This is a genomic window from Sphingomonas crocodyli, from assembly GCF_004005865.1.
Lineage (GTDB): Bacteria > Pseudomonadota > Alphaproteobacteria > Sphingomonadales > Sphingomonadaceae > Rhizorhabdus > Rhizorhabdus crocodyli.
Map to the genome: position 1 here is coordinate 2,392,384 of NZ_SACN01000001.1, position 26,815 is coordinate 2,419,198.

The 26,815-nt window shown below is 64.6% G+C and carries 21 protein-coding genes; 10 read left to right on the top strand and 11 right to left on the bottom strand.

The window, feature by feature from the left end; genetic code table 11:
* Positions 1-299 precede the first annotated feature (299 nt).
* From ftsH to EOD43_RS11510, 8 genes are all read right to left on the bottom strand, one after another.
* On the bottom strand, positions 300-2,252 hold the full coding sequence (ftsH, locus tag EOD43_RS11475; protein ID WP_127743903.1) for an ATP-dependent zinc metalloprotease FtsH: 1,953 nt from the start codon (positions 2,250-2,252) through the stop codon (positions 300-302).
* A gap of 84 nt (positions 2,253-2,336) precedes the next feature.
* Positions 2,337-3,293, bottom strand: coding sequence for a tRNA lysidine(34) synthetase TilS (tilS, locus tag EOD43_RS11480; RefSeq protein WP_127743905.1), 957 nt, complete (start codon positions 3,291-3,293; stop codon positions 2,337-2,339).
* Positions 3,277-4,164, bottom strand: a complete 888-nt coding sequence (locus EOD43_RS11485; RefSeq protein WP_127743907.1) for a tetratricopeptide repeat protein — start codon at positions 4,162-4,164, stop codon at positions 3,277-3,279. Before EOD43_RS11485 ends, tilS begins: the two co-directional genes overlap by 17 nt.
* 66 nt (positions 4,165-4,230) lie before the next feature.
* The gene (locus tag EOD43_RS11490) at positions 4,231-5,178 is read right to left on the bottom strand and encodes a helix-turn-helix domain-containing protein (RefSeq protein WP_127743909.1); all 948 of its coding nucleotides are present in this window, start codon (positions 5,176-5,178) and stop codon (positions 4,231-4,233) included.
* 98 nt (positions 5,179-5,276) lie between these two features.
* Complete coding sequence (gene ptsP, locus EOD43_RS11495) at positions 5,277-7,562, bottom strand: phosphoenolpyruvate--protein phosphotransferase (protein WP_127743911.1); 2,286 nt, start codon at positions 7,560-7,562, stop codon at positions 5,277-5,279.
* 127 nt (positions 7,563-7,689) lie between these two features.
* Complete coding sequence (locus EOD43_RS11500; RefSeq protein WP_127743913.1) at positions 7,690-8,703, bottom strand: NAD(P)H-dependent flavin oxidoreductase; 1,014 nt, start codon at positions 8,701-8,703, stop codon at positions 7,690-7,692.
* Positions 8,704-8,729: 26 nt separating this feature from the next.
* On the bottom strand, positions 8,730-9,533 hold the full coding sequence (locus EOD43_RS11505; RefSeq protein ID WP_164857201.1) for an alpha/beta hydrolase: 804 nt from the start codon (positions 9,531-9,533) through the stop codon (positions 8,730-8,732).
* A complete protein-coding gene (locus EOD43_RS11510; RefSeq protein ID WP_127743917.1) occupies positions 9,523-10,779 on the bottom strand; it encodes an aspartate kinase in 1,257 nt (418 codons plus the stop codon). The genes EOD43_RS11505 and EOD43_RS11510 overlap by 11 nt, the downstream gene beginning before the upstream one ends.
* Before the next feature lie 80 nt (positions 10,780-10,859).
* On the opposite strand from EOD43_RS11510, the gene ubiG reads away from it, so the two are divergent.
* The 3 genes from ubiG to EOD43_RS23655 all read left to right on the top strand — a co-directional run bounded on the left by ubiG (position 10,860) and on the right by EOD43_RS23655 (position 12,927).
* On the top strand, positions 10,860-11,603 hold the full coding sequence (gene ubiG / locus EOD43_RS11515; protein WP_127743919.1) for a bifunctional 2-polyprenyl-6-hydroxyphenol methylase/3-demethylubiquinol 3-O-methyltransferase UbiG: 744 nt from the start codon (positions 10,860-10,862) through the stop codon (positions 11,601-11,603).
* A 141-nt stretch (positions 11,604-11,744) separates the two neighbouring features.
* Positions 11,745-12,659 carry an alpha/beta fold hydrolase gene (locus EOD43_RS11520; RefSeq protein WP_420822440.1) on the top strand — a complete coding sequence of 305 codons (915 nt, stop codon included), beginning with the start codon at positions 11,745-11,747 and terminating at the stop codon, positions 12,657-12,659.
* Positions 12,660-12,777: 118 nt separating this feature from the next.
* Positions 12,778-12,927 (top strand): hypothetical protein, encoded by a 150-nt coding sequence (locus EOD43_RS23655; protein ID WP_164857202.1) that lies wholly within the window; start codon positions 12,778-12,780, stop codon positions 12,925-12,927.
* Here the strand turns inward: EOD43_RS23655 and EOD43_RS11525 are convergent.
* Entirely contained in the window at positions 12,910-14,286 is a 1,377-nt protein-coding gene (locus EOD43_RS11525) for an MATE family efflux transporter (protein ID WP_127743921.1), read from the bottom strand. The two genes, EOD43_RS23655 and EOD43_RS11525, sit on opposite strands and share 18 nt — an antisense overlap.
* Before the next feature lie 167 nt (positions 14,287-14,453).
* Between EOD43_RS11525 and EOD43_RS11530 the strand changes: the two genes are divergently transcribed.
* Complete coding sequence (locus EOD43_RS11530; RefSeq protein ID WP_127743923.1) at positions 14,454-15,776, top strand: YaaC family protein; 1,323 nt, start codon at positions 14,454-14,456, stop codon at positions 15,774-15,776.
* A 19-nt stretch (positions 15,777-15,795) separates the two neighbouring features.
* Here EOD43_RS11530 and thiS read toward each other — a convergent pair whose 3' ends face one another.
* On the bottom strand, positions 15,796-16,803 hold the full coding sequence (thiS, locus tag EOD43_RS11535; protein WP_127743925.1) for a sulfur carrier protein ThiS: 1,008 nt from the start codon (positions 16,801-16,803) through the stop codon (positions 15,796-15,798).
* An 82-nt stretch (positions 16,804-16,885) separates the two neighbouring features.
* Here thiS and aroQ point away from each other — a divergent pair, with 82 nt between their 5' ends.
* Genes aroQ through arsC form a run of 4 tightly spaced genes read left to right on the top strand, consistent with a single transcriptional unit; the run spans position 16,886 to position 19,564 of the window.
* On the top strand, positions 16,886-17,326 hold the full coding sequence (gene aroQ / locus EOD43_RS11540) for a type II 3-dehydroquinate dehydratase (RefSeq protein WP_127743927.1): 441 nt from the start codon (positions 16,886-16,888) through the stop codon (positions 17,324-17,326).
* A 42-nt stretch (positions 17,327-17,368) separates the two neighbouring features.
* Entirely contained in the window at positions 17,369-17,863 is a 495-nt protein-coding gene (accB, locus tag EOD43_RS11545; protein ID WP_240653160.1) for an acetyl-CoA carboxylase biotin carboxyl carrier protein, read from the top strand.
* A gap of 7 nt (positions 17,864-17,870) precedes the next feature.
* A complete protein-coding gene (gene accC / locus EOD43_RS11550) occupies positions 17,871-19,229 on the top strand; it encodes an acetyl-CoA carboxylase biotin carboxylase subunit (protein WP_127743929.1) in 1,359 nt (452 codons plus the stop codon).
* Positions 19,226-19,564 (top strand): arsenate reductase (glutaredoxin), encoded by a 339-nt coding sequence (gene arsC, locus EOD43_RS11555; RefSeq protein ID WP_127743931.1) that lies wholly within the window; start codon positions 19,226-19,228, stop codon positions 19,562-19,564. The genes accC and arsC overlap by 4 nt, the downstream gene beginning before the upstream one ends.
* Before the next feature lie 123 nt (positions 19,565-19,687).
* Here arsC and dnaE read toward each other — a convergent pair whose 3' ends face one another.
* Positions 19,688-23,131, bottom strand: a complete 3,444-nt coding sequence (gene dnaE, locus EOD43_RS11560) for a DNA polymerase III subunit alpha (protein WP_127743933.1) — start codon at positions 23,129-23,131, stop codon at positions 19,688-19,690.
* A 387-nt stretch (positions 23,132-23,518) separates the two neighbouring features.
* Between dnaE and EOD43_RS11565 the strand changes: the two genes are divergently transcribed.
* Positions 23,519-24,433: a CorA family divalent cation transporter gene (locus EOD43_RS11565; RefSeq protein ID WP_127743935.1), complete on the top strand. Its 915-nt coding sequence runs from the start codon at positions 23,519-23,521 to the stop codon at positions 24,431-24,433.
* 96 nt (positions 24,434-24,529) lie between these two features.
* Positions 24,530-26,806, top strand: a complete 2,277-nt coding sequence (katG, locus tag EOD43_RS11570) for a catalase/peroxidase HPI (RefSeq protein ID WP_276318187.1) — start codon at positions 24,530-24,532, stop codon at positions 26,804-26,806.
* Positions 26,807-26,815 lie beyond the last annotated feature (9 nt).

Genomic DNA, 26,815 nt, shown 5'->3' on the forward strand with positions numbered 1-26,815 from the left:
CGCCCTCTCCTCCTCACTCGTCATTGCGAGCGTAGCGAAGCAATCCAGACCCGCACTTAAGATGGTCGCGACCTGTCTCAAGTGCGGGCCTGGATTGCCGCGTCGCCTGCGGCTCCTCGCAATGACGAGTGGGGAGGTAGCGTCACCCATCATCCCGGCGGAGGCCGGGATCTCAGAAGATGGGGGGATGAGTTGGCGGCGAGAGCCCGCTGCGATCCCGGCCTCCGCCGGGATGACGGCGATAAGAAAAAGGGGAGGACGTCGCCGCCCTCCCCTCGTTCATAACGTCGCTGGAGCGATCAGGCGCCTTGCGGTGCCGCTTCGCCCCAGTTGCCGCCGCCGGGGCGCTTGCTCTTGGGGATCGAGGAGCCGCCGCCGCTCAGCGCGACCGGCTGGCGGTGGGCGCTGTCGTCGCGGCCGATATCCTCGCCCTTGATGACGCGCTTGGCTTCCTCGCCCGACAAAGTCTCATATTCGAGCAGCGCGCTGCCCAGACGGTGCAGTTCGTCGAGATGCTCGGTCAGCACCGTGCGGGCGACATGCTCGCCTTCCTCGACGAGGCGGCGGACCTCCTGGTCGATCAGGCGGGCGGTTTCTTCCGAAACGCTCTGGTTGCGCGCGACCGAGTGGCCGAGGAACACCTCGTCCTGATTGTCGCGATAGCGCAGCCAGCCCAGCTTTTCGGACATGCCATATTCCATCACCATCGAACGGGCCATGTCGGTGGCCTGCTGGATGTCGTTGGAAGCGCCGGTGTTCAGTTCGTCCGCGCCGTAGATGATCTGTTCGGCGATACGGCCGCCGAAGCAGAGCGCGAGGCGCGCCTTCATCTGCTTCATCGTCATCGAATAACGATCGCGCTCGGGCAGGTTCCAGGTGACGCCCAGCGCGCGGCCGCGCGGGATGATCGTGACCTTGTGGAGCGGATCGCAGCCCGGAACGTGGAGCGAGACGAGCGCGTGGCCGGCCTCGTGATAGGCGGTCGCCTTCTTCTCATCCTCGGTCATGACCATCGATTTGCGCTCGGCGCCCATCATGACCTTGTCCTTAGCTTCCTCGAACTCCTTCATCGCGACGAGGCGCTTGCCCTTGCGCGCGGCAAGGAGGGCGGCTTCGTTGGCGAGGTTGGCGAGGTCGGCGCCCGAGAATCCCGGCGTGCCGCGCGCGATCGTGCGCGCATTGACGTCGGGCGCCAACGGCAGCTTCTTCATGTGGACGGCGAGAATCTTCTCGCGGCCTTCGATATCCGGGCGCGGGACGACGACCTGGCGATCGAAGCGGCCCGGACGCAGCAGCGCGGGATCGAGCACGTCGGGGCGGTTGGTCGCCGCGACGATGATGATGCCCTCGTTCGCTTCGAAGCCGTCCATTTCGACCAGAAGCTGGTTCAGCGTCTGCTCGCGCTCGTCATTGCCGTTGCCGAGGCCGGCGCCACGATGGCGGCCGACCGCGTCGATTTCGTCGATGAAGACGATGCAGGGCGCATTCTTCTTCGCCTGTTCGAACATGTCGCGCACGCGGCTCGCGCCGACGCCGACGAACATTTCGACGAAGTCCGAACCCGAAATCGTGAAGAAGGGCACGTTCGCCTCACCCGCGATCGCGCGGGCGAGCAGGGTCTTGCCGGTGCCGGGCGAGCCGACGAGCAGAGCGCCCTTCGGGATCTTGCCGCCCAGACGCGCGAACTTGGTCGGATCCTTCAGGAAATCGACGATCTCCTGCAGCTCCTCACGCGCTTCATCGATGCCCGCCACGTCATCGAACGTGATGCGGCCATGCTTTTCGGTCAGCATCTTCGCGCGGCTCTTGCCGAATCCCATCGCGCCCGAACCCGCATTCTTCTGCATCTGGCGCATCACGAAGAAGGCGATGCCGAGGATCAGGAGGAAGGGCAGCGACTGATAGAGCATGATCATCCAGAAGCTCGTCTGCTCCTCCGGCTTGGCGCGGAAGGTGACGTTCTTTTCGGACAGACGCTGGATCAGCATCGGATCGCTCGGCGCATTGGCCGAGAAAGCGGTGCCGTTATTGTACTTACCGGTGACGACCCCGTCGCCGATATCGACTTCACGCACCGCGCCTTCGTTCACGCGAGCCAGGAATTCGGAATAGGCGATCGCATCGCCACCGGCCTGCCGCGACGAGCTTTCGAACATCGAGACGAAGAGGACGAGTGCGAGCAGGATACCGATCCAGATCGCAAGGCTCTTCATCCACGGATTCGGCTGCTGGGGCTCTTTCTGGTCGCTCATTCTTTGGGGTCCGCCTTTCGTGCCCGTAGAAGATAGGCATTCGAGGGTTAATGACAATGCACCCGGTCACAGGACGGACCGATTTCAGTGCCGTTCGGGCGCCTTTTGGATGATCATCCGGTCGCCGGGGTGAACGATCAGCCCGCCGACGCTGCTCGAGAGGCCGTTTTCGAGGCGATCGAGCAGATGATCGAGCGTCGGGCCGTCGGCGGGCGAATCGGCATGCGCGATCAATTTTGTGAGCACGCGGCGGATGATTTCGCGTGGCAGGCCAGCAAGATCGGCAGCGATCCTGCCATCGTCGATGATGCAGCGGGACCGGATGACCTCATCCGCGATCCAATCGAGCGCCGCCTCGCTTTCCGCCAGATGGCGCGCGGTCGCGGCGATCCGGGCGGGATCGATCCAGTCGGTATGGGCAAGCAGCGCGCGGGCGCGGGTGCGATCGTGGCGGGGATCGCGGTTGGAGGGATCGTCGACCGTCGGAACGGCCCCGACGATCGCCGCAAGCTCCGCCCTGCGCCAGCCCAACAGCGGGCGGATCAGCGTCAGCTCGCCGCCCAGATCGCGCGACGCACGGATGCCCGACAGCCCGCCCAGCCCGCTGCCGCGCGCGAGGCGCATCAGCACAGTCTCCGCCTGATCGTCGGCATGGTGCGCGGTGAGGAGCGCCGACGCCCCCTGCCCCCGCGCCCAATTGTTGAGCGCCGCATAGCGGGCCTCGCGCGCCTGTGCCTGAACGCTGGCGCCCGGTGCCACCGTGACGTTCAGGGTCGCATGGGGATTGCCAAGGCTTTCGCACGCCGTGGCAACGAGTTGCGCTTCGACCCTCGCCTCAGCCCTCAGGCCATGATCGACGGTCGCGGCGATCACGCGCCCGGGAAAGGCGGCGACCGCGAGGTGCAGCATCGCCATGCTGTCTGGGCCACCCGAGACGGCGAGAGCCAACAAACCCTCGCCGCACAGGGCTTCGACATCCGCCCGGAACCGGGCGATCAGCGTGTCGGGGATCAGGCCGCGTGCCTTACTGGCACTTGGCATCGGCCTTTCCCTTGGCGACGAGATCGGCGAGGCCGCCGGTCACCTTGTCCGGATATTTGGAGGCCAGCACCTCATAGGCCTGACACGCCTTGTCGGGCAGCGGCGGCTTACGCTTCATGAGCGCCTGCGCCATATAGACGTAGCTGTGCGGCGCGCGTTCGCCCGCTTCGTCCTTCGTATTCTCGAAGAACTCGCGGATCGCCTCATTATACTGGCCGTTGTCGAGGTACGAACGGCCGGCGAGGTTGCGCGCATAGCTCGCATATTTGTTCTTCGGATATTTGGCGGCCATCGCCTTCAGTGCGGTCGCGGCCTCCGGAAACTTCTTCGCGGTCCACAGATCATAGCCCGCCATATAGGCGTCCTTGCCCGGATCGCCGCTTGGCGCGGTCGCGGGAGGCGCTTCGGCCGCAGCGATGGGCGCAGGCGCGCCACCCGTCGCACCCTTGGCAGCCGGCGGGACGACATAAGGCAGGGTCGCACCGCCCGCCGCTGGCGCCGCAGCCACCGCCGGCGGGGCCATCTGCGCCTTCAGCTTGGCGACCTCGTCGGTCAGTTGGCGGATCTTGAAGCTGTTCTGCTCCATCTGACCGGTCATGTCCGAAAAGGACTTTTCGAGGGCGTCGACCCGGCGCGCCAGATCAGCGATCGGCGCATCGGAAGGGGCGCCGACCGGCGCGGGTGCGGTCGTGGGTGCCTTGATCTCGGGTTCGAAATATTGCTGCGCGCCGCCGGGGAAGACCTTGCGCTGCACCGCGCGCATTTCCTTTTCGAGCACGCCGACACGGGATTCGACGGTCGCGGGCGGCGGCGCGGCAAGTGCCGGCACGGCCGAGGAGAGGAGCAGAAGGGCGGCAAACGCCTTGGTCATCGCGGAAAACGTCCTTTTACGCGCGTGAAACGATCGTGCGCCTTGTCGCCCGGTTGGGCGAAGGGATCAAGGCTGGACCGGGGCTTCCGGAGCCACCGCCGCGTCGGACGGGGCATTATCGTCGGCGCGCGGCCGGCGGAAACGGCGCGGGCTGCGCGGCTGTTCGACCACCGGTTCCGCCGGAGCCGCCTCGGGCAGCGGCTTGCCGGTGGCGATCGCGGTCACGGCATCGCGCTTCAGGCTGTAGGCGCGGACGAGCCGGTCGGGTTCGCCGATCGCGGGCAATTCGCTGGTGCCGATCATCACCTTGACCGACTGGGGACGGCCAGTGCGCAGGATCGGATCGGTCGCGGTTTCGGGCAGGTCGAAACGTTCGCCGGCCTTCATCACGTCCATATAATAAGTTGGCCCGCCGGTGCGTTCGGACATCTTGAGCCAGACATCCTCGGTCGCGGTGACGCCGATCGGGCCGGTCGGCGACGCGGGTTCGGCCGGAACGGCGGGCGCGACGGCGGTCGGCACCGGCGAAAGCGGCGCGGGCACAGCAGGTGCGGGACGGCTGTTTTCGGGCGTGTCGGCGGCCAGCTGCGCCAGATCGCTGCTGTCGCCTTCGAAGCGGAGCAGCAGATAGCCCATGCCCAGCAGCACTGCGACGCCCAGCGCGATCATCGCCAGCAGCTTGGACGGCACGCGCGACGGATCGACCGGCTCATAGGCCTGCGGCATGAAGGCATCGCGCGAAACGTCGCCCACCTCGTCGCGGAACGAACGCGACATCGCGTTGCCGTCCAGCCCCAGCATGTTGGCATAGGTTTTCACGAAGCCGGCGGCATAGGGAATGGCGGGCAGTGCGGCGAAATCGCTGCGCTCGATCGCCTCCAGATGGCGTGCGGGGATACGGGTGCGCGTGGCGATCTCTTCGATCTCCAGCTTCTGGGCACGGCGCGCGGCGGCCAGCTCATCGCCCACCCGGCGCACGAACAATCCCGCTTCGTCCTTATCGTCGACCGCCATCGAAACTCCTTCACGTCGCCAATCGCGACGTCCCCCCGCCGACATTTGTCAAAGCGGTGTCCGGAAAAGTCAAACTTTCAGATGTTAACCCGCCAAATTCAGATGATTGCGACGCCTTCCTGCGCCGCCCACGCGGTCAGATCATCCCGCATCGACCGCAAGGGCCGCGTCAGCAGATCGGGCATCAGCGCGCGCAACGCGCCCGCGTCGAGCGAGCGGATCATCGCCTTGACCGGGCCGATCGCCGCCGGGGTGATCGACAGGCGATCGATGCCCAGCCCGATCAGCGCCATCGCCTCCAGCGCGCGGCCGCCCATTTCGCCGCACACGCCCACCGGCACGCGCTGGTCGAGCGATTGCCGCACCACGCGGTTGACGAAGCGCAGGATCGCGGGGCTGAGCCAGTCATAACGCTCGGCCAGCTTCGGATTGGCGCGATCCGCCGCGAACAGGAATTGCGTCAGATCGTTGGTGCCGATCGACAGGAAATCGAGCTGCGGCAGGATCATATCGAGGCTTTCGGCGAGCGCCGGCACCTCCAGCATCGTGCCGTAGCGGACATGGATCGGCGTCGGCCGGTTGCGGCCGTGGATCCACTTGCGCTGCGCCTCGAACAGGGTCCGCGCTTCCTCGAACTCCCAGGGTTCGGACACCATCGGGAACATGACGTTGAGTGTGCGCCCCGCCGCCGCCTCCAGCAGCGCGCGCGCCTGCACTTTCATCAGCCCGTCGCGTTCGAGGCCCAGGCGGATCGCGCGCCAGCCCAGCGCGGGATTCTCCTCATCCTCATCGGCCCGGCCGCCGTTGAGATAAGGCAGTGCCTTGTCCCCGCCGATATCGACCGTGCGGAAGATGACCGGGCGATCGCCCGCCGCATCGAGCACCTCGCGATACAGCCGCTGCTGGCGCTCGCGTGCCGGCAGGGTCGCCGAAACGAGGAACTGGAATTCGGTACGGAACAGCCCGACGCCGTCGGCACCGGTCACGTCGAGCGCCGCCATATCGTCGCGCAGGCCCGCATTGACCATCAGCTCGATCCGCACGCCATCCTTCGTGACGGCGGGCAGATCGCGCATCGCGGCGAATTCGGCGCGGCGACGCTGTGTGACGATCAGCTTGGCGTCGAACGCCTCATCCATCGTCGGCGTCGGCCGAACGATGACGTTGCCGGTCGATCCGTCGAGCAGCAGTGCGTCCCCATCACCGATCGTGCGGCGCACATCCTTGACGCGGCCCAGCACGGGCACGCCCATCGCCCGCGCCACGATGGTGACATGCGCGGTGAGCGACCCCTCCTCCAGCACCACGCCCTTGAGACGCCGGCGATCATATTCGAGCAGTTCGGCCGGCCCCAGATTGCGCGCGATCAGGATCGTATCCTGCCGCAGGCCCATCTGCGCCGCCGTGCCCAATTGGCCCGAGACGATGCGGAGCAGGCGGTTCGACAGATCCTCCAGATCGTGCATCCGATCGGCGAGCAAGGGATCGCCAATCTCGCGCATCCGCATGCGGGTGCGCTGCTGCACACGCTCGATCGCCGCTTCGGCAGTCAGGCCGCTGTCGATCGCCTCGTTGATGCGGCGGATCCAGCCCTCGTCGTAGGCGAACATCTTGTACATCGCGAGGACGTCCTGATGTTCGCCGGCCCCGCCGAAATCGGCCTCGCGCGTCATCCGCTCGATCTGGTCGCGCATCTTGGCGAAGGCCGAAATGACGCGATGCCGTTCGACCTCGATATCCTCGGCGACGGTATGTTCGATCTCGATACGCGGCTGATGATAAACCGCCTGGCCGCGTGCCATGCCCTCGACCAGCTTGAGTCCGGTCAGGCGCACGGGGCCGGTGTCACGCTGGCTCTTGCCGCCGCCCGGACCGCTCTCGTCGATCAGGCCCGCGCCCGCGATCAGTTCGGCAAGAACCATCGCAACTGTCTGTAAAGCTTCCACTTCGACATCATCGAACTTGCGGGTGTCGCTGTGCTGAACAGCCAGGACTCCCACCGCCTCCTGACGACGGACAATCGGAACTCCTGCGAAACTATGAAAGAGGTCTTCGCCCGTTTCCGGCTTGTAGGCGAAGTCGGGATGGCTGGTCGCTTCCTCGAGATTGAGCGTTTCGACATCCTCAGCGATCGTGCCGACCAGACCTTCGCCCAGCGCCAGTTTGGTGACGTGGACGGCCTCCTGCTTCAGTCCGCGGGTGGCGAACAGTTCGAGCACGCCGTCGCGCAGCAGGTAGATCGAGCAGACTTCGGTGTGCAGCGCCTCCCCGATGATCTGGACGACCTGGTTGAGTTTGGCCTGCGCGGCCGACCGCGACGCCATCACGTCGTGCAGGCGCGTCAGGATTTCGCGTGCGGCGGAGGTGGCGGTTGCGGGAGCCATGACGTGATGCGCTAACAGAAAGCGTGGGCGCTTTCCAAGGGTGCGCCGCTCATCACGAACGAAGTTTTCTTGTGGGTCGCCCTATGTTTCCCTCTCCCGTGCACGGGAGAGGGCCGGGTTTCTGCGATTAGCGCCGCTCCAGCGCGGCCGCCGCTTCGTCCATCAACGTGCCGATGATCTCGGCCAGCGGCTCTTCCTTCGTGACCATGCCGACCGACTGGCCGGCCATAAGGCTGCCATGTTCGACGTCGCCGTCGATCACCGCGCGGCGCAGCGCGCCCGCCCAATAATGTTCGATCTGGAGCTGGGCCTCCATCATCTCGACCTTGCCGTCGTCGAGCAGCTGCGCGACTTCGCGCTGCTTCGCGGTGAACAGTTCGGACGACGAATTCTTGAGCGCGCGGACCGGGATGACCGGAAGGCGCGGGTCGATCTGCACGCTGGCGATCGCATCGCGCGCCGACGCGCGGATGAACGCTTTCTTGAAGTTCGGGTGCGCGATCGATTCGGTTGCGCAGACGAAACGGGTACCTAGCTGCACGCCCGCAGCCCCCATTTCCAGATAGCCGGCGATCGCCTCTCCACGCCCGATCCCGCCGGCAACGAACACGGGAAGCTGTTCGGCGAGCAGCGGCAGCATTTCCTGCGCCAGAACCGAGGTCGAGACCGGGCCGATATGGCCGCCGGCCTCCATCCCCTCGATCACCAGCGCGTCGATGCCTGAACGGACCAGCTTCTTGGCGAGCGCGAGCGCGGGGGCGAAGCAGATCACCTTGGCGCCCGACGCCTTGATCTTTTCGATCGCGCCGCCCGGCGGCAGGCCGCCCGCGAGGACGACGTGGCCGACGCCGTGCTTCGCGCAGACCTCGATCAGTTCGTTGAGCTGCGGATGCATCGTGATCAGGTTCACGCCGAACGGTTTTTCGGTGAGCGCCTTCGTGCCCGCAATTTCGGCATCGAGCAGTTCGGGGCTCATCGCCCCGCACGCGATCACGCCGAAGCCGCCCGCATTCGACATGGCCGAGACGAGGTTACGCTCGCTGACCCAGCTCATCGCGCCGGCGAGGATCGCGACCTCGCTGTCGAGGAATTCGCATCCGCGCGCCATCAGCGCCTTCAGCCGGTCTTGTCCTTTGGTCATTCGTAAATCCTGTTGTTTCGGCCCGCTTAGTGCGCCGAAAGCCCTTCGTCCATCGTCCGCCAGATGATCGGCGCGAGCGTGGCGAAATCGGTGCGGTGGCCGACGCCGTCCAGCGGGACCAGCTTCACGCCCGCCGCCGCTGCGCCCTGCAGGCGGCCGGCATTGGCGAAAGGCACCGTCTTGTCGGCGGTGCCGTGCAGGATCAGCCAGGGCGAAGCGAGCCGCCCCGCCGTGCCCAGATTGTCGAACTCGTCGGGCAGGAAGGGCTTGGCGAAATCGGGTGACACCGATTTGAGCCTCGCAAAGGCACCGAGCGTGACGAGCAAGGCCGGCTTCTGCTTCACCGCCTGATCGACCGCGACCGCGCTGCCCAGCGAATAGCCGAAGATCGTCAGCCGCGCGTCGGGCGCCAGCTGCCGCGCGAGTGCGGAGAAGGCGTCGCCGTCGCGGAACAGCCCCTTCTCCTTGGGATTGCCCGGATTGTCACCGAAGCCGCGATAATCGGCGATCAGCAGCCCACGCCCTTCCTGGATCAGCGGCTCGGCCGTCTTCGCGGCGAGATCGGCATTGCCGCCGCGCCCGTGGAAGAACAGGATCAGGTCGTTCCTGCCCTGCGCAGGCCAATACCAGCCCCGCAAGGTCAGCCCGTCCGCAGTATGCGCCTCAACCCGCTGCGGCGCGCGGCCGGTCCAGACCGGATCGGCAACGACCCTGCGTGCCGATCCCTTGGTATCGAACACGGTTTCGCGGATCACCCCCGCGCAGCCGGCAAGCGCCAGCAGCGCGAGAAGCGCCAGCCCCCGCCCCCAGGTTATGCGATCAGGCCGCATCCTCGGCATCGAGGCCGTAGGCGGTGTGGAGCGCGCGGACCGCGAGTTCGGTATAATCCTCGTGGATCAGCACCGAGACCTTGATCTCTGACGTGGTGATCGCAAGCACGTTGATCTTGCGGTCGGCCAGGGTGGAGAACATCTTCGATGCGACACCCGCATGGCTGCGCATGCCGACGCCGACGACCGAAATCTTCGAAACCGCAGCGTCGTGAACCAGCTTTTCGTAACCGATATTGCCGCGCTCGCGCTCCAGCACGTCGAGGCTGCGGGCGAGTTCGGCGCTGGGCACGGTGAAGGTCACGTCGGTCGAACCGGTATCGTGCGCGACGTTCTGCACGATCATGTCGACATTGATGTTCGCATCGGCCAGCGGCGCGAAGATCGAGGCGACCGCGCCGGGGCGATCGGGCACCGCGGTAAGCGTCACCTTGGTCTCGTTCTTGTCATAGGCGATGCCGGTGATGAGCTGGCGTTCCATCGTGCTTCCTTCGAGTTCGTCTTCGCCCACGATCATCGTGCCGGGCGTGGGATTGTCGGTCGGCTGGTCGAAGGACGAGAGCACCTGCACCCGCACCTTCTCCTTCATGGCAAGGCCCACCGATCGGGTCTGCAGCACCTTGGCGCCGACCGAGGCGAGTTCCAGCATCTCTTCATACGTCACCTTGGCGAGCTTGCGCGCCTTGGGGACGATGCGGGGATCGGTGGTATAGACGCCGTCGACGTCGGTGTAGATGTCGCAGCGATCGGCCTTCATCGCGGCTGCAACCGCCACCGCCGACGTATCCGAACCGCCACGGCCCAAAGTGGTAATGCGGTCATCCTCGGTCATGCCCTGAAAGCCGGGGATGACGGCGACTTCGCCCGATGCCATTGCGGCGCCGATCGCGTCCGAATTGATTGTCTGGATCCGGGCGGAGGCATGCGCATCGCTGGTGCGGATCGGCAGCTGCCACCCCATCCAGCTGCGCGCCTTCACGCCCATCGCCTGCAGCGTGATCGCCAGCAGGCCGCTCGTCACCTGCTCGCCCGACGCGACCACCACGTCATATTCGCGCGGATCGTAAAGCGGCGAGGCTTCGCGGCAGAAATTGACGAGGCGATCGGTCTCCCCCGACATGGCCGAGACGACGACCGCGACCTCGTTGCCAAGCTCGACCTCATGCTTGACGCGATTGGCGACGTTACGAATTCGGTCGATCCCCGCCATCGAGGTTCCGCCGAATTTCATCACGATGCGCGCCATTGTCGTCCGTCTTCTTGCAGGTCGTGGGACCGGAAAAGCCCTTGGGTTCAAGAGCGCGGCCCTGATAGAGAGGGGGCATCATGAACGCAAGCACCCCTAAAATCGCAACGATCGATCCCAAAGAAGCCGCGCATTTTGCGAAACTTGCGGGCGAATGGTGGGATCCGAACGGCAGTTCGGCGATGCTCCACAAGCTCAATCCGCCCCGCCTCGCCTATCTGCGGAGCCAAGCAAACGCGCATTGGGGACTCGATCCGGCGGCGCTGAAGCCCCTCAAAGGGCTGCGCGCGCTCGACGTCGGCTGCGGCGCGGGGCTGCTGGCCGAACCGCTCGCACGGATGGGGGCGGCCGTGACCGCGATCGATGCGGCTCCCGAGAATATCGCGGTCGCCAAGGCCCATGCCGAAAAGCAGGGTTTCGCGATCGATTATCGCGCGTGCGGGGCTGAGGCGCTCGATGTCGAGCCGTTCGATCTGGTCACGTCGATGGAGGTGATCGAGCATGTCACCGATCCCGCAGCCTTCGTCGCGGCGCTGGCGCGGCTGCTCGCGCCCGGCGGGCTGATGGTGCTCTCCACGCCCAACCGCACCCCCGCCTCCAAACTCGCGCTCATCACGGTCGGCGAAGGGCTGGGCATGGTGCCGAAGGGCACGCATGACTGGCAGAAATTCCTGACGCCCGAGGAACTGGCGGCGCACGCCAATGCGGTGGGGCTGGAGGTGATCGATCGCCACGGCCTCAGCTTCTCGGTCACGAAGGGCTTCATGCTGAGCGACGACACCAGCCTCGATTATTTCCTGACGCTCAAGCACGCGACGCTCTGAATCCGTAAGGCGGGGTTCAGTCTATCCCCAGCACATCCGTCATCCCGGCGGAGGCCGGGATCTCAGGAGGCTCTTGCGGCGAGCTTGTCTCCCTATCTCCTGAGATCTCGGCCTCCGCCGGGATGACGATGAGGAGTGGCGATGAAGTCGAAGATTCTCTTAGGCATGACGCTGGCGGTCGTGGCGGCATCTCCCGCCTTTTCCGAAGGCCCGCTGCGCAAGGCGATGCGCGAGCGGATGGCGGCGCGGATGAAGTCCGATCCCGCGCCCGGCGCCACCGAATATGCCTATGGCGTCGATCCCCAACAAAAGCTCGACCTGTGGAAACCCAAGGGCGCTACCAAACCCACGCCGCTCGTCCTGTTCGTCCACGGTGGCGGATGGAAACGGGGGGACAAGAATGATGCGACCGGCGCCGACATGGTCGGACATCTGACCGGACAGGGCTATGCCGTCGCGTCGATCAACTATCGCCTCGTCCCCGCCGCGTCGGTGGAGAAACAGGCGCAGGACGTCGCCGCCGCGATCGCCTGGGCGCGTGACAATGCCGCGAAGATCGGGGTCGATCCGGGCAGGATCGTCATCATGGGCCACAGCGCGGGCGCGCATCTCGTCGCGCTGGTCGGCACCGACGAACGCTGGCTGGAGGCGCTGGGGCTGACCGAGGGCGCGGTGCGCGGCGTGATCGCGCTCGATGGCGCCGCCTATGACGTGCCGAGCCAGCTCGATCAGGCCGGTCCGATGATGCGCAACACCTATGAGCAGGCGTTCGGAACCGATATCGCCCGCCAGCGCGCTCTGTCGCCCACCGCGCACGCCGCCGGGCCGAACGCTCCCGCCTTCCTGATTCTCCACATCGACCGCGCCGACGGCAAGGCGCAGTCCGACGCGCTGGGCGCCGCGCTCGCCAAATCGGGCACGCCGGCGGAGGTGAAAGCGATCGACGGCAAGGGCTTGCGCGGCCATATGGAGATCAACCGCGAGCTTGGTCAGGCCAGCTATCCCGCAACCGCGATCGTCGATAATTGGCTGAAGGGCATATTCGCCGCGCCCTGAAATACTATGCAGATACTATCCCGGCGCGGCTTATCCCGGCTCGAAACACAATCTGCCCTCGTCCATATGGGAACGGTGCGGACGGCCCCGTCGTTCGCGTCGTTGAAGGACGAAACAGATGGTTGACCCTCTCATAGCCTATGCCGCCGCCTGTATGGTCTCGGTCGGCGGCATTGCCCTGGCGCTACGCATGGCGAAGCTGGAACGCCAGGCGCGCACCCTCTCTACCCTGCATCGCCCCCGCCGCGCCTCAGCGCGCCGGCACTAGGCCCAGCCTGCCGCGCATCGCCCAGCGCGCGACCATCAGGATCGCCACGGCGGCCAGCCCCGCCGCCAGCCCCAGCCACAGCCCGGTCCCGCGCAACGGCGTGCGGAAGGCCAGGAAGGCGCCCACGCCGATGCCGATCACCCAGTAACCGACCGCAGCGAACGCCATCGGCACGCGCGTATCGTGCAAGCCACGCAGCACGCCCGCGCCGATCGCCTGCGTGCAATCGACCAGCTGGAACAAGGCCGCGACCATCAGGAAGGATATGGCGAGGCGCACGACCTCCGCATTGGCAGGCGCGCTCACATCGATGAACAGGCCGACCAGTTCGCGCGGCAAGGCGACCAGAAGGATCGCGGTGACGATCGCAAAGCCAAGTCCCATCAGGATGGCGAGCCAGCCCGCGCGCGACACCGCGTCCTTGTCGCCCCGGCCATAGCCGATCCCCACGCGTACCGTCGCCGCCTGCCCCATGCCCAGCGGCACCATGAAGCAGAGCGCGGCCAGTTGGATCGCGATCGCATGCGCGGCGAGCGAGGCGCGATCGAGCAGCCCCATCAGGAAGGCCGATGCATTGAACACGGTGACTTCGAGCGCGAGCGTGATCGCGATCGGCAGGCCCAGTCGCCACAAATAGCGGAAGCGCGGCCAATCCGAGACCCAGAAGCGGCCAAGCAGGCTGTAACGGCGGAATTGCCGGTCGATCAGGATCACCGCCAGCATCGCCGCGAACATGAAGCCGGCGGTCAAACTGCTCGCCAGCCCCGCGCCGAACAGGCCCATCGCCGGTACGCCCAGCTTACCAAAGATCAGCACCCAGCCCGCCAGCGCGTTGACCGGGATCGCCGCGACCACGATCAGCACGCCCGACATCGGCCGTTCGAGCGCGCCGATATAATTGCGCAGCGCGTAGAACAGCAGATAGGGCAGGAACGCCCATTGCAGCCCGTGCATGACGTGCCCTGCCTCACGCGCCAGCGCCGGCTCCTGCCCCATCGCGATCAGCACGGCCTCGCTGTGCCACAGCAGCAGCCACACCGGCAGGCTGATCACCGCGATCGACCACATCGCCTGCCGCATCGTGCGCCGCACGTCGCGCACCGGATGCGCCCGCCGACCCCGCTCGCTCGCGATCATCGGCGACACCGCGGTCGACAGCCCCATGCCGAACACCATCAGCGCATTGTAGAGATTGAGCGCCAACGCCCCCGCCCCCACCGCATCGGGGCCAAGCTCCCCCAGCCAGATCAGATCGACCGCCGCAATCGCCGACCATGCGAGATTGCCGATAATCAGCGGCATCGCGAGCGCGAGCAACGCGCGGGCTTCGAGCGCCCAGGGATTTGGGGAGGTGGTCATAACGAGAGATTGGAAGCCATTATCGACCTCCTCTCAAATTTGCCACCTCAACATTTCCTCCCCTCGGCAGAAACAAACAATCATGCTCTGCTGTGGTCCACTTCCAAAACTATACCTGACAACAAAGGTTTATCGCGCTAGCGTCACCTAGCAGGAGAGAAATCACGATGTTGGAAGAAATCATCCAAGACGACATGACGCGTGTTCCAGCGTCCAATCAGCCTATTTTTTCGAATGACGCCGCCTACGATAATCTCGTAGCAAAAAAGGCAAAGGCCCTCCGGGATTGGTCAATCCTTGAGAAGGAAGATCAGAGAAAATACAAGGGCTTGCATGATTTTGAACAACAGAACGGCATTGGAAGCCTGAAAGATCCAGATCTCATACCTTCAAAAAACACTTCTCTACTTCTTAAGGAAATTAAAGGCAGAACAGACCGAGAAGATCCGCTAAACCTTCTCGGTATCGAACCGCTAGACTTTGACGACGCGATGCTCGAACTTGCCGAAAGCCTGGAAAATGTAAATGAGATCAAGAATTTATACAAAATTCGAAAAACAATGGTAGGAGAAAGTAAAAATTCTGGAATAAGCTCCGATGAAGCCTTGAAAATTAAAAACTGCTTTAGTCAAGGGCGGGAGTTATTTTTAGCGGGACGCAACGGCTCCCTAATGGTTAAGCCTTTGAACTTTTTCTACTCACTTACCGCCTACACCTATGGAATTATTATTCTTAATAATCCACTCAGGTACAGAAAAGACATGCTACCGGGCTCTCACGGCATGGCTTACCTTCCAGCATCCATACAAGCTCAGTTTGGCGGTGACTCCCCGCGGGGCACCTTTAGCGACTTAGTCGGCGCTTTTCCAACGCACTTGGTCAAAGTACCAAGCATTTCATTTAATATAGATTGCTCAGATTCTGTAATGAAATTCTATGAAGAGCGATTTGACGTTAGCCTAGGGATGCTCTTGAGCCTCATTCCAGAGATGTCAGAATATTATCAACTGACAACTGGCAAGCAAAGTAGGTGCTATCCACTTGAAATCACGAGTGCCAACGATCCGAGAAGTGTTACCTGGGAATTTCAAATCGGAAACGGCGAAACGCGGCCAAGCACCGCTTCGGTTCAGCAGTCTTTTGACGGCTTCTCGATTACCGAACGGCATGGAAAAACAATCGTGACGATCCAAGCCGCCAAGGCATCTCAGATCAATGCCATGATTTATACAGACCTAAGAGGGAAATTGTGGTTTATAGATAATCCATTTTTCCCGATAATTCTTCCAGAAATCGCAACACACTTTCTTATAACGAGCATGTTCTCCAACATCATGCGCTACCGCCCTGATGAATGGGGAAACGTTTTACTCAATGAAGTATCTTCCAACATATCCCTATTGACTAGGCATTACTTCTCTTCGTTTCAGAGAAAATTTATGCTTTTAGTAGTGAGATCGTCTTCGAGATACTTGCCCTACGCAATGTAGCGCCAGCGCAGCCAAACTTTCAAATCAACCCCGCCAACGGGCTGCTCGGGTCCGCATACATGCGCCGCCCCATCCGCCCCGCGCGATAGGCAAGCCGCCCGCTCTCCACCGCCGCCTTCATAGCGGCGGCCATCATGATCGGGTTCTTGGCTTCGGCGATCGCGGTGTTCATCAGGACGCCCGCGCAGCCGAGTTCCATCGCGGCGGACGCCTCCGATGCGGTGCCGACGCCGGCGTCGACGAGGACGGGGAGCTTGGTGCCCTCCACGATCAGGCGGATCGTGACGCGGTTCTGGATGCCGAGGCCGGATCCGATCGGGGCGCCCAGCGGCATGATCGCGACCGCACCGGCATCCTCAAGCCGCTTGGCGGCGATCGGATCGTCGACGCAATAGACCATCGGCAGGAAGCCTTCCTTGGCCAGAATTTCGGTCGCGCGCAAAGTTTCGACCATGTCGGGATAGAGGGTCCGCGCCTCGCCCAGCACCTCCAGCTTCACGAGATCCCAGCCCCCCGCCTCGCGCGCCAGGCGCAGGGTACGGATCGCACTTTCGGCGTCGAAGCAGCCGGCGGTGTTGGGCAGATAGGTGATCTTCTTGGGATCGATATAATCCATCAGCACCGGCGCATTCGGATCGGACACGTTGACGCGGCGCACGGCCACGGTGACGATCTCCGCCCCCGAAGCCTCGACCGCCGCGGCATTCTGCGCGAAATCCTTATACTTGCCGGTGCCGACGATCAGGCGCGATCGGAAGGTGCGGCCAGCGACCGTCCAGCTGTCGTCATCAACCGCAGGTGTCGCATGATCGCCACCGCCGACGAAATGGACGATCTCGAAATCGTCGCCATCCTCAACGATCACGTCCTTCAGCGTGGAACGCGGCACGACCTCCAGATTGCGTTCGACCGCGACCTTGGTGGGGTCCAGACCGAGTTCGAGCGCGAGATCGGCGATGGTGATGCCCGCCAGAATCCGGCGATGTTCCCCGTTGATCCGCACCTGGATCGTGCCGTCCGCGTTCATTGTCGCTCCCGATATTTGCCTTGTCTTGCGCGGCCATATAGGGACCGGCGCACGGCTATCGCAACGGAAAGGGGTCGCAACCTTGGCGGATCGTCCGGTCATCTACGTTCTCAACGGCCCGAACCTGAACCTGCTGGGCACGCGTGAGCCCGAAATCTATGGCGCCGACACGCTCGACGACATTGCCGGGCTGCTCGAAGATCGGGCGCAGGAACTGGGCGTCGAGATCGAGATGCGCCAGTCGAACCACGAAGGCCATCTGGTCGACTGGATCCAGGAAGCGAATGCCGAAGGCGCGAAGGCGGTTCTGCTGAACGCCGGCGCCTATACCCACACGTCGATCGCGATCCACGACGCCATAAAGGCCGTCGCGGTGCCCGTGATCGAAGTTCACCTGTCGAACCCACATAAGCGTGACGCCTTCCGCCACATCAGCTATGTGGGCCAGGCCGCGAAGGGAACGGTGGCCGGATTCGGCGCGCTTTCCTATCGGCTGGCGCTGGACGCAGCGGCAGGCTTCTGACAGTAGCGCGTCCCAAAATCGCAACAGTAAAAAAGAGACACCATGTCCGACAGTCCCCAGGCAAATGGCCCCAAGGAAAACGGCGCGATGCAGGTTGATACCGATCTGGTGCGCCAGCTGGCCGTCCTCCTCGACGATACGAACCTGACCGAGATCGAGGTTCGCGATGGCGAACGCAGCATCAAGGTTGCGCGCAAGATCGCGGTCGCGGGCGTCGCCCCCGTCGCGGTTGCGGCCGCCGCCCCCGTCGCGGCCCCGGCAGCCGCAGCGCCTGCCGCCCTCGCGGCTGCCCCCGCCGAGCATCCCGGTGCCGTGAAGTCGCCGATGGTCGGCACCGTCTATCTGGCGCCCGAACCCGGTGCGAAGCAGTTCTCCAGCGTTGGCGACCGCGTGTCGGCCGGCCAGACGCTGCTGATCGTCGAGGCGATGAAGGTGATGAACGCCATCCCCGCGCCCCGCGCCGGCACCATCGCGGCGATCCTGGTCGACAACGGCCAGCCGGTCGAATTCGATCAGCCGCTTGTGATTATCGAGTAATCGATCCGTGGCGATCCAGAAGGTCCTCATCGCCAATCGTGGCGAGATCGCGCTCCGCATCCACCGTGCCTGCCACGAAATGGGCATTCAGACGGTCGCGGTCCATTCGACCGCCGATGCCGATGCGATGCACGTCCGGCTGGCCGATCAATCGGTCTGCATCGGGCCGCCGCCCGCGGGCGAGAGCTATCTCAATATCCCGAACATCATCGCCGCGGCGGAGATTTCGGGCGCCGATGCGGTGCATCCGGGCTACGGTTTCCTGAGCGAAAATGCGCGCTTTGCGGAGATCGTGGAGAGCCACAACCTGATCTGGATCGGGCCGAAGCCCGAACATATCCGCACGATGGGCGACAAGATCGAGGCGAAGGCGACCGCCGCCAAGCTCGGCCTGCCGCTGGTCCCGGGTTCGGACGGGCCGCTCAACTCGGTCGAGGAAGCCAAGGAAGTCGCCGCGAAGATCGGCTATCCGGTGCTCATCAAGGCCGCTTCGGGCGGCGGCGGGCGCGGCATGAAGGTGGTGCCGAGCGAGGATCTGCTCGGCGAACTGATGCAGCAGGCGGGCAGCGAGGCGAAGTCGGCCTTCGGCGACGCGACCGTCTATATGGAAAAGTATCTCGGCGACCCGCGCCATATCGAGTTCCAGGTGTTCGGCGACGGCAATGGCAACGCCATCCATGTCGGCGAGCGCGACTGCTCGCTCCAGCGGCGTCACCAGAAGGTTCTGGAAGAAGCCCCCTCCCCCGTCATCAGCCACGCCCAGCGCAGCGAGATGGGCGCGATCGTGGCGCAGGCGATGGCCGACATGGGCTATCGCGGCGCCGGTACGATCGAGTTTCTGTACGAGAACGGCCAGTTCTACTTCATCGAGATGAACACCCGCCTGCAGGTGGAGCATCCGGTGACGGAGGCGATCACCGGCCTCGATCTCGTCCGCGAACAGATCCGCGTGGCGGAGGGCAAGCCGCTCTCCGTGAAGCAGGAAGACCTCGAGTTTCGCGGCCATGCGATCGAATGCCGCATCAATGCCGAGGATTGGAAGACCTTCGCCCCCTCGCCGGGCACGGTGAAGGGCTTTCACGCGCCGGGCGGCATGCATGTGCGCGTCGATAGCGGCATCTACGCCGGCTATCGCATCCCGCCTTATTACGATTCGATGATCGCCAAGCTGATCGTCTATGGCCGCGACCGCGACGGATGCCTGCGCCGCCTTCGCCGCGCGCTGGAGGAGTTCGTGATCGACGGCGTCAAGACGACGATCCCGCTCCACCGCGCCTTGCTCGACGATCCCGAATTCCAGAAGGGCGAGTACACGATCAAGTGGCTCGAACAGTGGCTGGAACGCCAGAACGAGGCGGCGGAGTGAAGGCCACCATCTGGCACAATCCGCGCTGCTCGAAATCGCGTGAGGCGCTGGCGATCCTCGAAGCGACGCCGGGCGTCGAGGTGGAGGTCTTCGAATATCTGAAGACCCCGCCGTCGCGCGCCCAGATCGCCGCGATCTACGCCAAGGCGGGGATGAGTGCGGCCGAAGGGCTGCGTAAGGCCGAGGACGGCGCGAAGGCGTTGAAAGGCGCGTCCGACGACGCGATCCTCGACGCGATGGCCGCCGATCCGATCCTGATCGAGCGGCCTTTGGTCGAGACCGACAAGGGCGCGCGGCTGGGCCGGCCGCCGGAGAAGATCAAAGAGATTCTCTAAAGATCCTCCCCGGTACGGGGAGGTGGCGCCGAAGGCGACGGAGGGGGCAGGCCACGGGCGCTGCGCCCAGTCTCTCGCCCCCTCCACCGCTTCGCGGTCCCCCTCCCCGTGCCGGGGAGGAGTTTAAGCCACCAGCGCCAGCTTCGGCCCGGTCACCGTCCCGATCTTCGCGGTGACGCCCGGTATCCGTTCGATCCGCGCGACGAGGTCCGCGTCCAGATTGAAGTCGCGCCCCAGAAGGACGTCGGCGGTCGCGCCGTCGGCCAGCAGCGCCTTCAGCCAGATTTCGCCGCGCCCGCCACGCTCGACCAATCCCGCCAGCGCGGGGATCGCCGCAACTTCGCTCGTCTCGATGTCGACGCGCAGCCGGATCGCCTGCATCGTCTCATAGCTCTGGAGCGAGCGGACGGTGACGCGCGGCGTCTCCTCCCCCGCGCGCCAGTCGAGTTCGACGCGGAGCAGAGCACAGTCGCCCGCCTTAGCCGCATTCTCCAGATCGGCCGAGGCATCGTCGTCGAAGCAGGTCGCGATGAACTGCCCGCTCGCATCCGAACAGGTCGCCATCATGTATCGCTTGCCGCGCGCCGATGTGCGCCAGCGCGCATCTTCGATCAGCGCCGACATCACCGAATTGACCCGCCCACCATCGACCGGCGCGGGCAGCGCGCACAAAGCCGCATAGCTGCGCGCACTGTTGGCGTCGGCAAGGTGACGAACGCGATCGGTCGGGTGCGACGAGAAGTAGAAGCCGAAGCTCTCCTTCTCCGCCCCCATCCGGTCCATCAGGCCCCAGTGAACGCTGCGATCGAGCCGGATCGGCGCGACCCCGCCGCCCATCGCCTCACCAAACAGACCGCCCTGCCCGCTGTTGCGCTGATCCGCGGCGGCGGCAGCGTGCGCGAGGATCGTCTCGGCCGCGGCGAACAGCACCGCACGGTCGCTCTCCAGCGCATCGAACGCGCCCCCGCCCGCAAGGCTTTCGAGCTGGCGGCGGTTGAGCAGGCGCGGATCGATCCGGTCGGCAAAGTCGTCGAGCGACGCAAAGGGCTTGGTCTTCCGTTCGGCGACCAGATCCTCCATCGCCTTCTCGCCCACGCCCTTGAGCGCGCCGAGCGCGTAGCGGACCGAGCCGTCTTCGACCGAGAATTCCGCCTCGCTATGGTTCACGCAGGGGCCGAGGCACGGCACGCCCATGCGGCGCATATCCTCGACGAAGATCGACAATTTGTCGGTCTGGTGCATGTCGTAGCACATCGATGCCGCGTAGAATTCGGGCTTGTGGTGCGCCTTCAGCCAGGCGGTGTGATAGGCGACGAGCGCATAGGCCGCCGCGTGGCTCTTGTTGAAGCCATAGCCTGCGAACTTGTCGATCAAGTCGAACAGCTCGTTGGCCTTCGCCGCGCTGATATCCTTGTCGGCGCAGCCGGTGACGAAGCGGGCGCGCTGCGCGTCCATCTCCGCCTTGATCTTCTTGCCCATCGCGCGGCGCAGAAGATCGGCCTCGCCCAGCGAGTAGCCGGCCAGCACCTGCGCGGCCTGCATCACCTGCTCTTGATAGACGAAGATCCCGTAGGTTTCTTTCAGGATGCCTTCGAGCAGCGGGTGCGGATATTCGATCTCCTCACGCCCGTTCTTGCGCGCGCCGAACATCGGGATGTTGTCCATCGGGCCGGGGCGATAGAGCGAGACCAGCGCGATAATGTCTTCGAAGCAGGTCGGCCGCACCGCCGCCAGCGTGCGCCGCATCCCTTCGGATTCCAGCTGGAACACGCCGACCGTGTCGCCCTTTTGCAGCAGCTGATAGACCGCCGGATCATCCCAGGCGAGCGTATCGAGATCGACATGCACGCCACGCGCGCTGAGGAATTGCAGCGCCTTCTGCAGCACCGACAGCGTCTTGAGGCCGAGAAAGTCGAACTTCACGAGGCCCGCGCCTTCGACATATTTCATGTCGAACTGGGTGACGGGCATGTCCGAACGCGGATCGCGATAGAGCGGGACGAGCGCGTCGAGCCGCCGATCGCCGATCACCACGCCCGCCGCGTGGGTCGAGCTGTGGCGCGGCAGCCCTTCCAGCTTCATCGCAAGATCGATCAGGCGACGGACCTGATCGTCATTGTCATATTCCGCCTTGAACTCGGACACCCCGTTGAGCGAGCGTTCCAAGGTCCACGGATCGGTCGGGTGGTTGGGCACCAGCTTGGCAAGGCGATCGACCTGACCATAGCTCATCTGCAGCACGCGGCCCGTATCCTTGAGCACCGCGCGCGCCTTCAGTTTACCGAAGGTGATGATCTGGGCGACCTGATCGCGGCCATATTTCGCCTGAACGTAGCGGATCACCTCGCCACGCCGGGTTTCGCAGAAGTCGATGTCGAAGTCGGGCATCGACACGCGTTCCGGGTTCAGGAAGCGTTCGAAGAGAAGCCCCAACGCCAGCGGATCGAGATCGGTGATCGTGAGCGCCCACGCGACCACGCTGCCCGCGCCCGAACCACGGCCCGGCCCCACCGGAATGTCGTTCGACTTCGCCCATTTGATGAAGTCGGCAACGATCAGGAAGTAGCCCGGAAAGCCCATCTTGATGATGATGTCGGTCTCGAACTCGAGCCGCTTGAAATAAGCGTCGCGATCGACCTCGCCGGTCATCTTGGCGAGGCGCGCTTCGAGCCCCGCCTTCGCATCGTTGCGCAGCGCCTCGGCCTCGCCCTCGCGGTCGCCGGCAAGGCTGGGCAGGATCGGCTTGCGATAGGGCGCGGCGAAGGCGCAGCGCTGCGCGACCACCAGCGTGTTCGCCAGCGCCTCGGGCACGTCCTCGAACAGGCGCGCCATTTCGTCCCCATCCTTCATCCACAGATGCGGCGAGGATTTGTTGCGATCGGCGCTTTCCACATAAGACGAACTGGCGATGCAGAGCATCGCGTCGTGCGCGGCGTGGAAATCGGGTTCGCTGAAACTCGTCGGATTGGTCGCAACCAGCGGAATGTCACGCGCATAGGCCATGTCGATCAGAGCGTTTTCGGCCTTCTCTTCAACTTCCTCCTCGCGGCGAACCAGTTCGATATAGAGCCGGTTCGGGAACAGCTTCTCCAGCGTCTCGACATAGGATGTTGCCGCATCGATCTGCTCATCGGCGAGCAGCTTGGCGAGCGCGCCCTCCCCGCCTGCGGTCAGCGCGATCAGCCCGTCGGTCAGCCCTTCGAGCTTCGACAGCGGGACGTGCGCGTCCTCATGCACCGGCCGTTCGAGATGCGCAGCGGAAACGAGCGCGCACAGATTGTCGTAACCCTGCGCATCCTGCGCATAGAGGGCGAGCCAGTCGACGATCAGCCGATCGATCCCCGGCCGCGCAACCGCCAGCATCGTGCCGACTATCGGCTGCACGCCATTGCCCTTCGCGCCGTCGCAAAAGGCCATCGATCCGTAGAGCCCGTTGCGATCGGTGATCGCGGCGGCGGGGAAGCCCAGCTTCTTCGCCTGCTTCGAAATCGCCTTCGGATCGATCGCGCCTTCCAGCATCGTGAAGGACGAAAAGACGCGCAGCGGAACGAAGGGTTTGAAGGCCATCGCGACAATGTAGGGATCGGCGGGCGATTCGGTAGCCGGAATGGGACGAGCCGATGACGCGGCTGTGGATAACCCGACGCTCCCCTCCCCTCCCTGCAAGGGAGGGGCCGGAGGTGGGTCGCGGAGCCAAGGGCTCGAAGCCCGAAGGCGTAGCTTTTCCGACGCGCGAAGATGCTCGCTACGCTCGCAACCCACCCCCTTACCCCTCCCTTGCAGGGAGGGGAGATATGCTTCGACGTCTTGTCATCACCCAAGGCTAAGCTGACAATTCGTCACCCCTCGTTCCGGAGTCGTCCTACGGCCACGCCATCCCCTCCCGGCTTCGATTTCACCTCGGCGGCGACGCGGCCTGGCCTGATCTGGGGGCTTGCCTATGCGGACGGCGCAATGCGGCAAGTCGACGATTGTTCGGCGGATGCGGGCGCGGGTTTCCGCTGGCTCCACCTCAATCTGGCGAGCCAACCGTCGAAGGACTGGATCGCGGCGCAGTTTGATCTGCCGGTCGAAGTCCGCGAACTCCTGCTGTCCCCCGATGCGCACCAGCGCGCCTTGGTTGACGGCGGGGTGGTCGGGTGCGTGCTGCACGATCTGGAACGCGATTTCGACGATGACGACAGCGTCAATGTCGGTGCGCTCCGCCTCGCCTTCACCGACCGGATGATGATCACCGCGCGGCTCCATCCGCTGCGGTCGGCCGATCTGGTCCGTTCGCGGCTGACGCGCGGGGCGGCCGTATCCGAACCCGCGCAGGCGCTCGACCTGCTGCTCGCCGCGATTGCCGACGTCGTGGGCGGCATGGCGCGCCAGTTGAGCGTCGAGATGCAGCGCGCCGAGGACAAGTTCCTCGCGGGGCACCTCCCCCCCTCTCCGCGTGACCTGATGCTCATCCGCCGCCGGCTCGCGGGGCTTCACCGCATGCTCGATGGGATGCATGCGGTGTTCCGCCGGCTGGAGGTCGACGACGAATTGCCCGAAACCGTGCTGCCGGTGGTCGAGAAGATATCGCAGCGGCTGCGCGGGCTCGATGGGGACGTCATGGCGATCCAGGGCCAGCTTCGCCTGCTGCGCGATGAATTGGAGGGTCAAGCGGCGCAGCGGACCAACCAGAACCTCTACATATTGTCGATCACGACCGCGCTGATGCTGCCGGCAACGCTCGTCACCGGCATCTTTGGGATGAACACCGGTGGCATGCCGTGGGCGCAGTCGGGCCACGGCACCCTTGTGGCGACCGCAATCGCGCTGGGCGCTGCCGCCGCCACCTTCCTGCTGCTGCGCTGGTCGGGCTTCACGCGCCGCTGATCGAAAGCTTCGATATCAGTTAGCACCCAAATCCATTTCGCGCGCGCATCGTCCGGGCATACCCATTCGTCGGGGGACAACGAACAGGAGGATGCGATGCCAGGGAAGACATTCACATTGATGCTGGGCGTGGCGTGTTGCGCGATTGCCGTGCCCGCGCTCTCCGCCGAGCAGGCGAAGCCGAACAAGGCCGCAACCGAGGCGAAGACGGTCGCCGAAAATCCGATCCCGCCGGTGCCCGAAAAGCCGGGCGGCATGACCAACAAGGATTGGTGGCCGACCCGCCTCGATCTGACCGCGCTGCGCCAGCATGAGACGCAGGCCAATCCCTATGGCGCCGATTTCGATTATGCCAAGGAGTTCGCCAGCCTCGATCTCGATGCGGTGAAGGCGGATATCAAGACGGTGCTGCACACGTCGCAGCCGTGGTGGCCTTCGGACTTCGGCAATTACGGCCCGTTCTTCATCCGTATGGCATGGCACAGCGCGGGTACCTATCGCACCGCCGACGGCCGTGGCGGGTCGGACGGCGGCGAGCAGCGGTTCGATCCACTCAACAGCTGGCCGGATAATGTCAGCCTCGACAAGGCCCGCCGCCTCGTCTGGCCGATCAAGCAGAAATATGGCCGCAAGCTCAGCTGGGGCGACCTGATGGTCCTGTCCGGCAATGTCGCGCTGGAGGATATGGGCTTCAAGACGGTCGGTTTTGCCGGCGGCCGCGTCGATGCGTGGCAGCCCGACGTCGTCTATTGGGGCCCGGAAACCAAGATGATGGGCACCGAGCGGTCCAATCCGGACGGCTCGCTCAAGCGCGGCCTCGCCGCCACCACGATGGGCCTGATCTACGTCAATCCCGAAGGCCCGAACGCGAACCACGATCCGATCGGCGCCGCCGCCGACATCCGCCGCGCCTTCGGCAATATGGCGATGAGCGATGAGGAGACGCTGGCGCTGATCGCGGGCGGCCACACCTTCGGCAAGGCGCATGGCGCGCACAAGCCCGACGATTGCGTCGGCAAGGAGCCTACCGCCGCGACGATCGAGCAGCAGGGCCTCGGCTGGGCAAACAAGTGCGGCAAGGGCAATGCCGAGGACACCGTGACGTCCGGCCTCGAAGGCGCATGGACCTCCGCCCCGACGCGCTTCACCTCGCAGTACATCGACAATCTGCTCAACATCGAATGGGTGAAGACCAAGAGCCCGGCAGGCGCGACCCAGTGGACCCCCAAGGATCCGAGCAAGGCGCCCAAGGTTCCCGACGCGCATATCAAGGGCAAGTTCAACGCCCCGATCATGTTCACGACCGACATCGCGTTGAAGGAGGATCCCGCCTTCCGCAAGGTGATGGAGAACTGGCAGAAGAACCCGCAACTGTTCGCGCAGGCCTTTGCACGGGCATGGTTCAAGCTGACGCACCGCGATCTTGGCCCGCAGGCCCGCTATCTGGGCAAGGATGTGCCGAGCGAGACCTATTCGTGGCAGGATCCGCTGCCCAAGGCGACGCTCGCGCCGCTCGACGATGCGGGTCAGGCCAAGGCGAAGGCTGCGGTCCTCGCATCGGGCATTCCGAATGCCGATCTGATCCGCGCCGCCTGGGCCTCGGCATCGACCTTCCGCGGCACTGACATGCGCGGCGGGGCGAACGGCGCGCGCCTGCGGCTCGATCCGCAGCGTAGCTGGGCGGTCAACGATCCGGCCGACCTCGCCAAGACCCTGAAGAAACTCGACGCCGTCCAGAAGGATCTGGCGAAGGGCGGGACGCAGGTGTCGATGGCCGACCTGATCGTGCTGGGCGGCAACGCCGCGATCGAACAGGCGGCCGAGCGTGGCGGCGTGAAGGCCAGTGTGCCGTTCACGCCGGGCCGCGTCGATGCGCTGCAGACGCAGACCGACGTCGCGTCCTTCGCCTTTCTCGAGCCCAAGGCCGACGGCTTCCGCAACTATTACAGCGCGAAAGCCGAACTAAGCCCGGCGGACGCTCTGGTCGATAAGGCCGACGCGCTCGACCTGACGGTGCCCGAAATGACCGTGCTGGTCGGCGGTCTGCGCGCGCTCGACGCGAACAGCGGCGGTTCGAAGAACGGTGTGCTGACCGCGCGTCCGGGCACGCTGACCAACGACTTCTTCGTCAACCTGCTGTCGATGGACAATGTTTGGTCGAAATCGGCGACCGCCGGCCTCTATGACGGCAAGGACCGCGCAAGCGGGGCGGCGAAGTGGAAGGCCACCCCGGTCGACCTGATCTTCGGTTCGAACTCCGAACTGCGCGCGGTGGCGGAGGTCTATGCCTCCGACGACAGCAAGCAGAAGTTCGTCGACGATTTCGTCGCGGCCTGGGCCAAGGTGATGAACGCCGATCGCTTCAAGGACTGACGAATACGG

Excerpts from the sequence above, each read along its gene's own strand:
- EOD43_RS11485 (WP_127743907.1), bottom strand. The coding sequence starts at position 4,164 with ATGACCAAGGCGTTTGCCGCCCTTCTGCTCCTCTCCTCGGCCGTGCCG.
- EOD43_RS11490 (WP_127743909.1), bottom strand. The coding sequence starts at position 5,178 with ATGGCGGTCGACGATAAGGACGAAGCGGGATTGTTCGTGCGCCGGGTG.
- ftsH (WP_127743903.1), bottom strand. The coding sequence starts at position 2,252 with ATGAGCGACCAGAAAGAGCCCCAGCAGCCGAATCCGTGGATGAAGAGC.
- EOD43_RS11525 (WP_127743921.1), bottom strand. The coding sequence starts at position 14,286 with ATGACCACCTCCCCAAATCCCTGGGCGCTCGAAGCCCGCGCGTTGCTC.
- tilS (WP_127743905.1), bottom strand. The coding sequence starts at position 3,293 with ATGCCAAGTGCCAGTAAGGCACGCGGCCTGATCCCCGACACGCTGATC.
- EOD43_RS11530 (WP_127743923.1), top strand. The coding sequence starts at position 14,454 with ATGTTGGAAGAAATCATCCAAGACGACATGACGCGTGTTCCAGCGTCC.
- ubiG (WP_127743919.1), top strand. The coding sequence starts at position 10,860 with ATGAACGCAAGCACCCCTAAAATCGCAACGATCGATCCCAAAGAAGCC.
- EOD43_RS11505 (WP_164857201.1), bottom strand. The coding sequence starts at position 9,533 with ATGCGGCCTGATCGCATAACCTGGGGGCGGGGGCTGGCGCTTCTCGCG.
- dnaE (WP_127743933.1), bottom strand. The coding sequence starts at position 23,131 with ATGGCCTTCAAACCCTTCGTTCCGCTGCGCGTCTTTTCGTCCTTCACG.
- EOD43_RS23655 (WP_164857202.1), top strand. The coding sequence starts at position 12,778 with ATGGTTGACCCTCTCATAGCCTATGCCGCCGCCTGTATGGTCTCGGTC.
- thiS (WP_127743925.1), bottom strand. The coding sequence starts at position 16,803 with ATGAACGCGGACGGCACGATCCAGGTGCGGATCAACGGGGAACATCGC.
- EOD43_RS11565 (WP_127743935.1), top strand. The coding sequence starts at position 23,519 with ATGCGGCAAGTCGACGATTGTTCGGCGGATGCGGGCGCGGGTTTCCGC.
- ptsP (WP_127743911.1), bottom strand. The coding sequence starts at position 7,562 with ATGGCTCCCGCAACCGCCACCTCCGCCGCACGCGAAATCCTGACGCGC.
- EOD43_RS11500 (WP_127743913.1), bottom strand. The coding sequence starts at position 8,703 with ATGACCAAAGGACAAGACCGGCTGAAGGCGCTGATGGCGCGCGGATGC.
- accB (WP_240653160.1), top strand. The coding sequence starts at position 17,369 with ATGTCCGACAGTCCCCAGGCAAATGGCCCCAAGGAAAACGGCGCGATG.
- EOD43_RS11520 (WP_420822440.1), top strand. The coding sequence starts at position 11,745 with ATGAAGTCGAAGATTCTCTTAGGCATGACGCTGGCGGTCGTGGCGGCA.
- EOD43_RS11510 (WP_127743917.1), bottom strand. The coding sequence starts at position 10,779 with ATGGCGCGCATCGTGATGAAATTCGGCGGAACCTCGATGGCGGGGATC.
- katG (WP_276318187.1), top strand. The coding sequence starts at position 24,530 with ATGCCAGGGAAGACATTCACATTGATGCTGGGCGTGGCGTGTTGCGCG.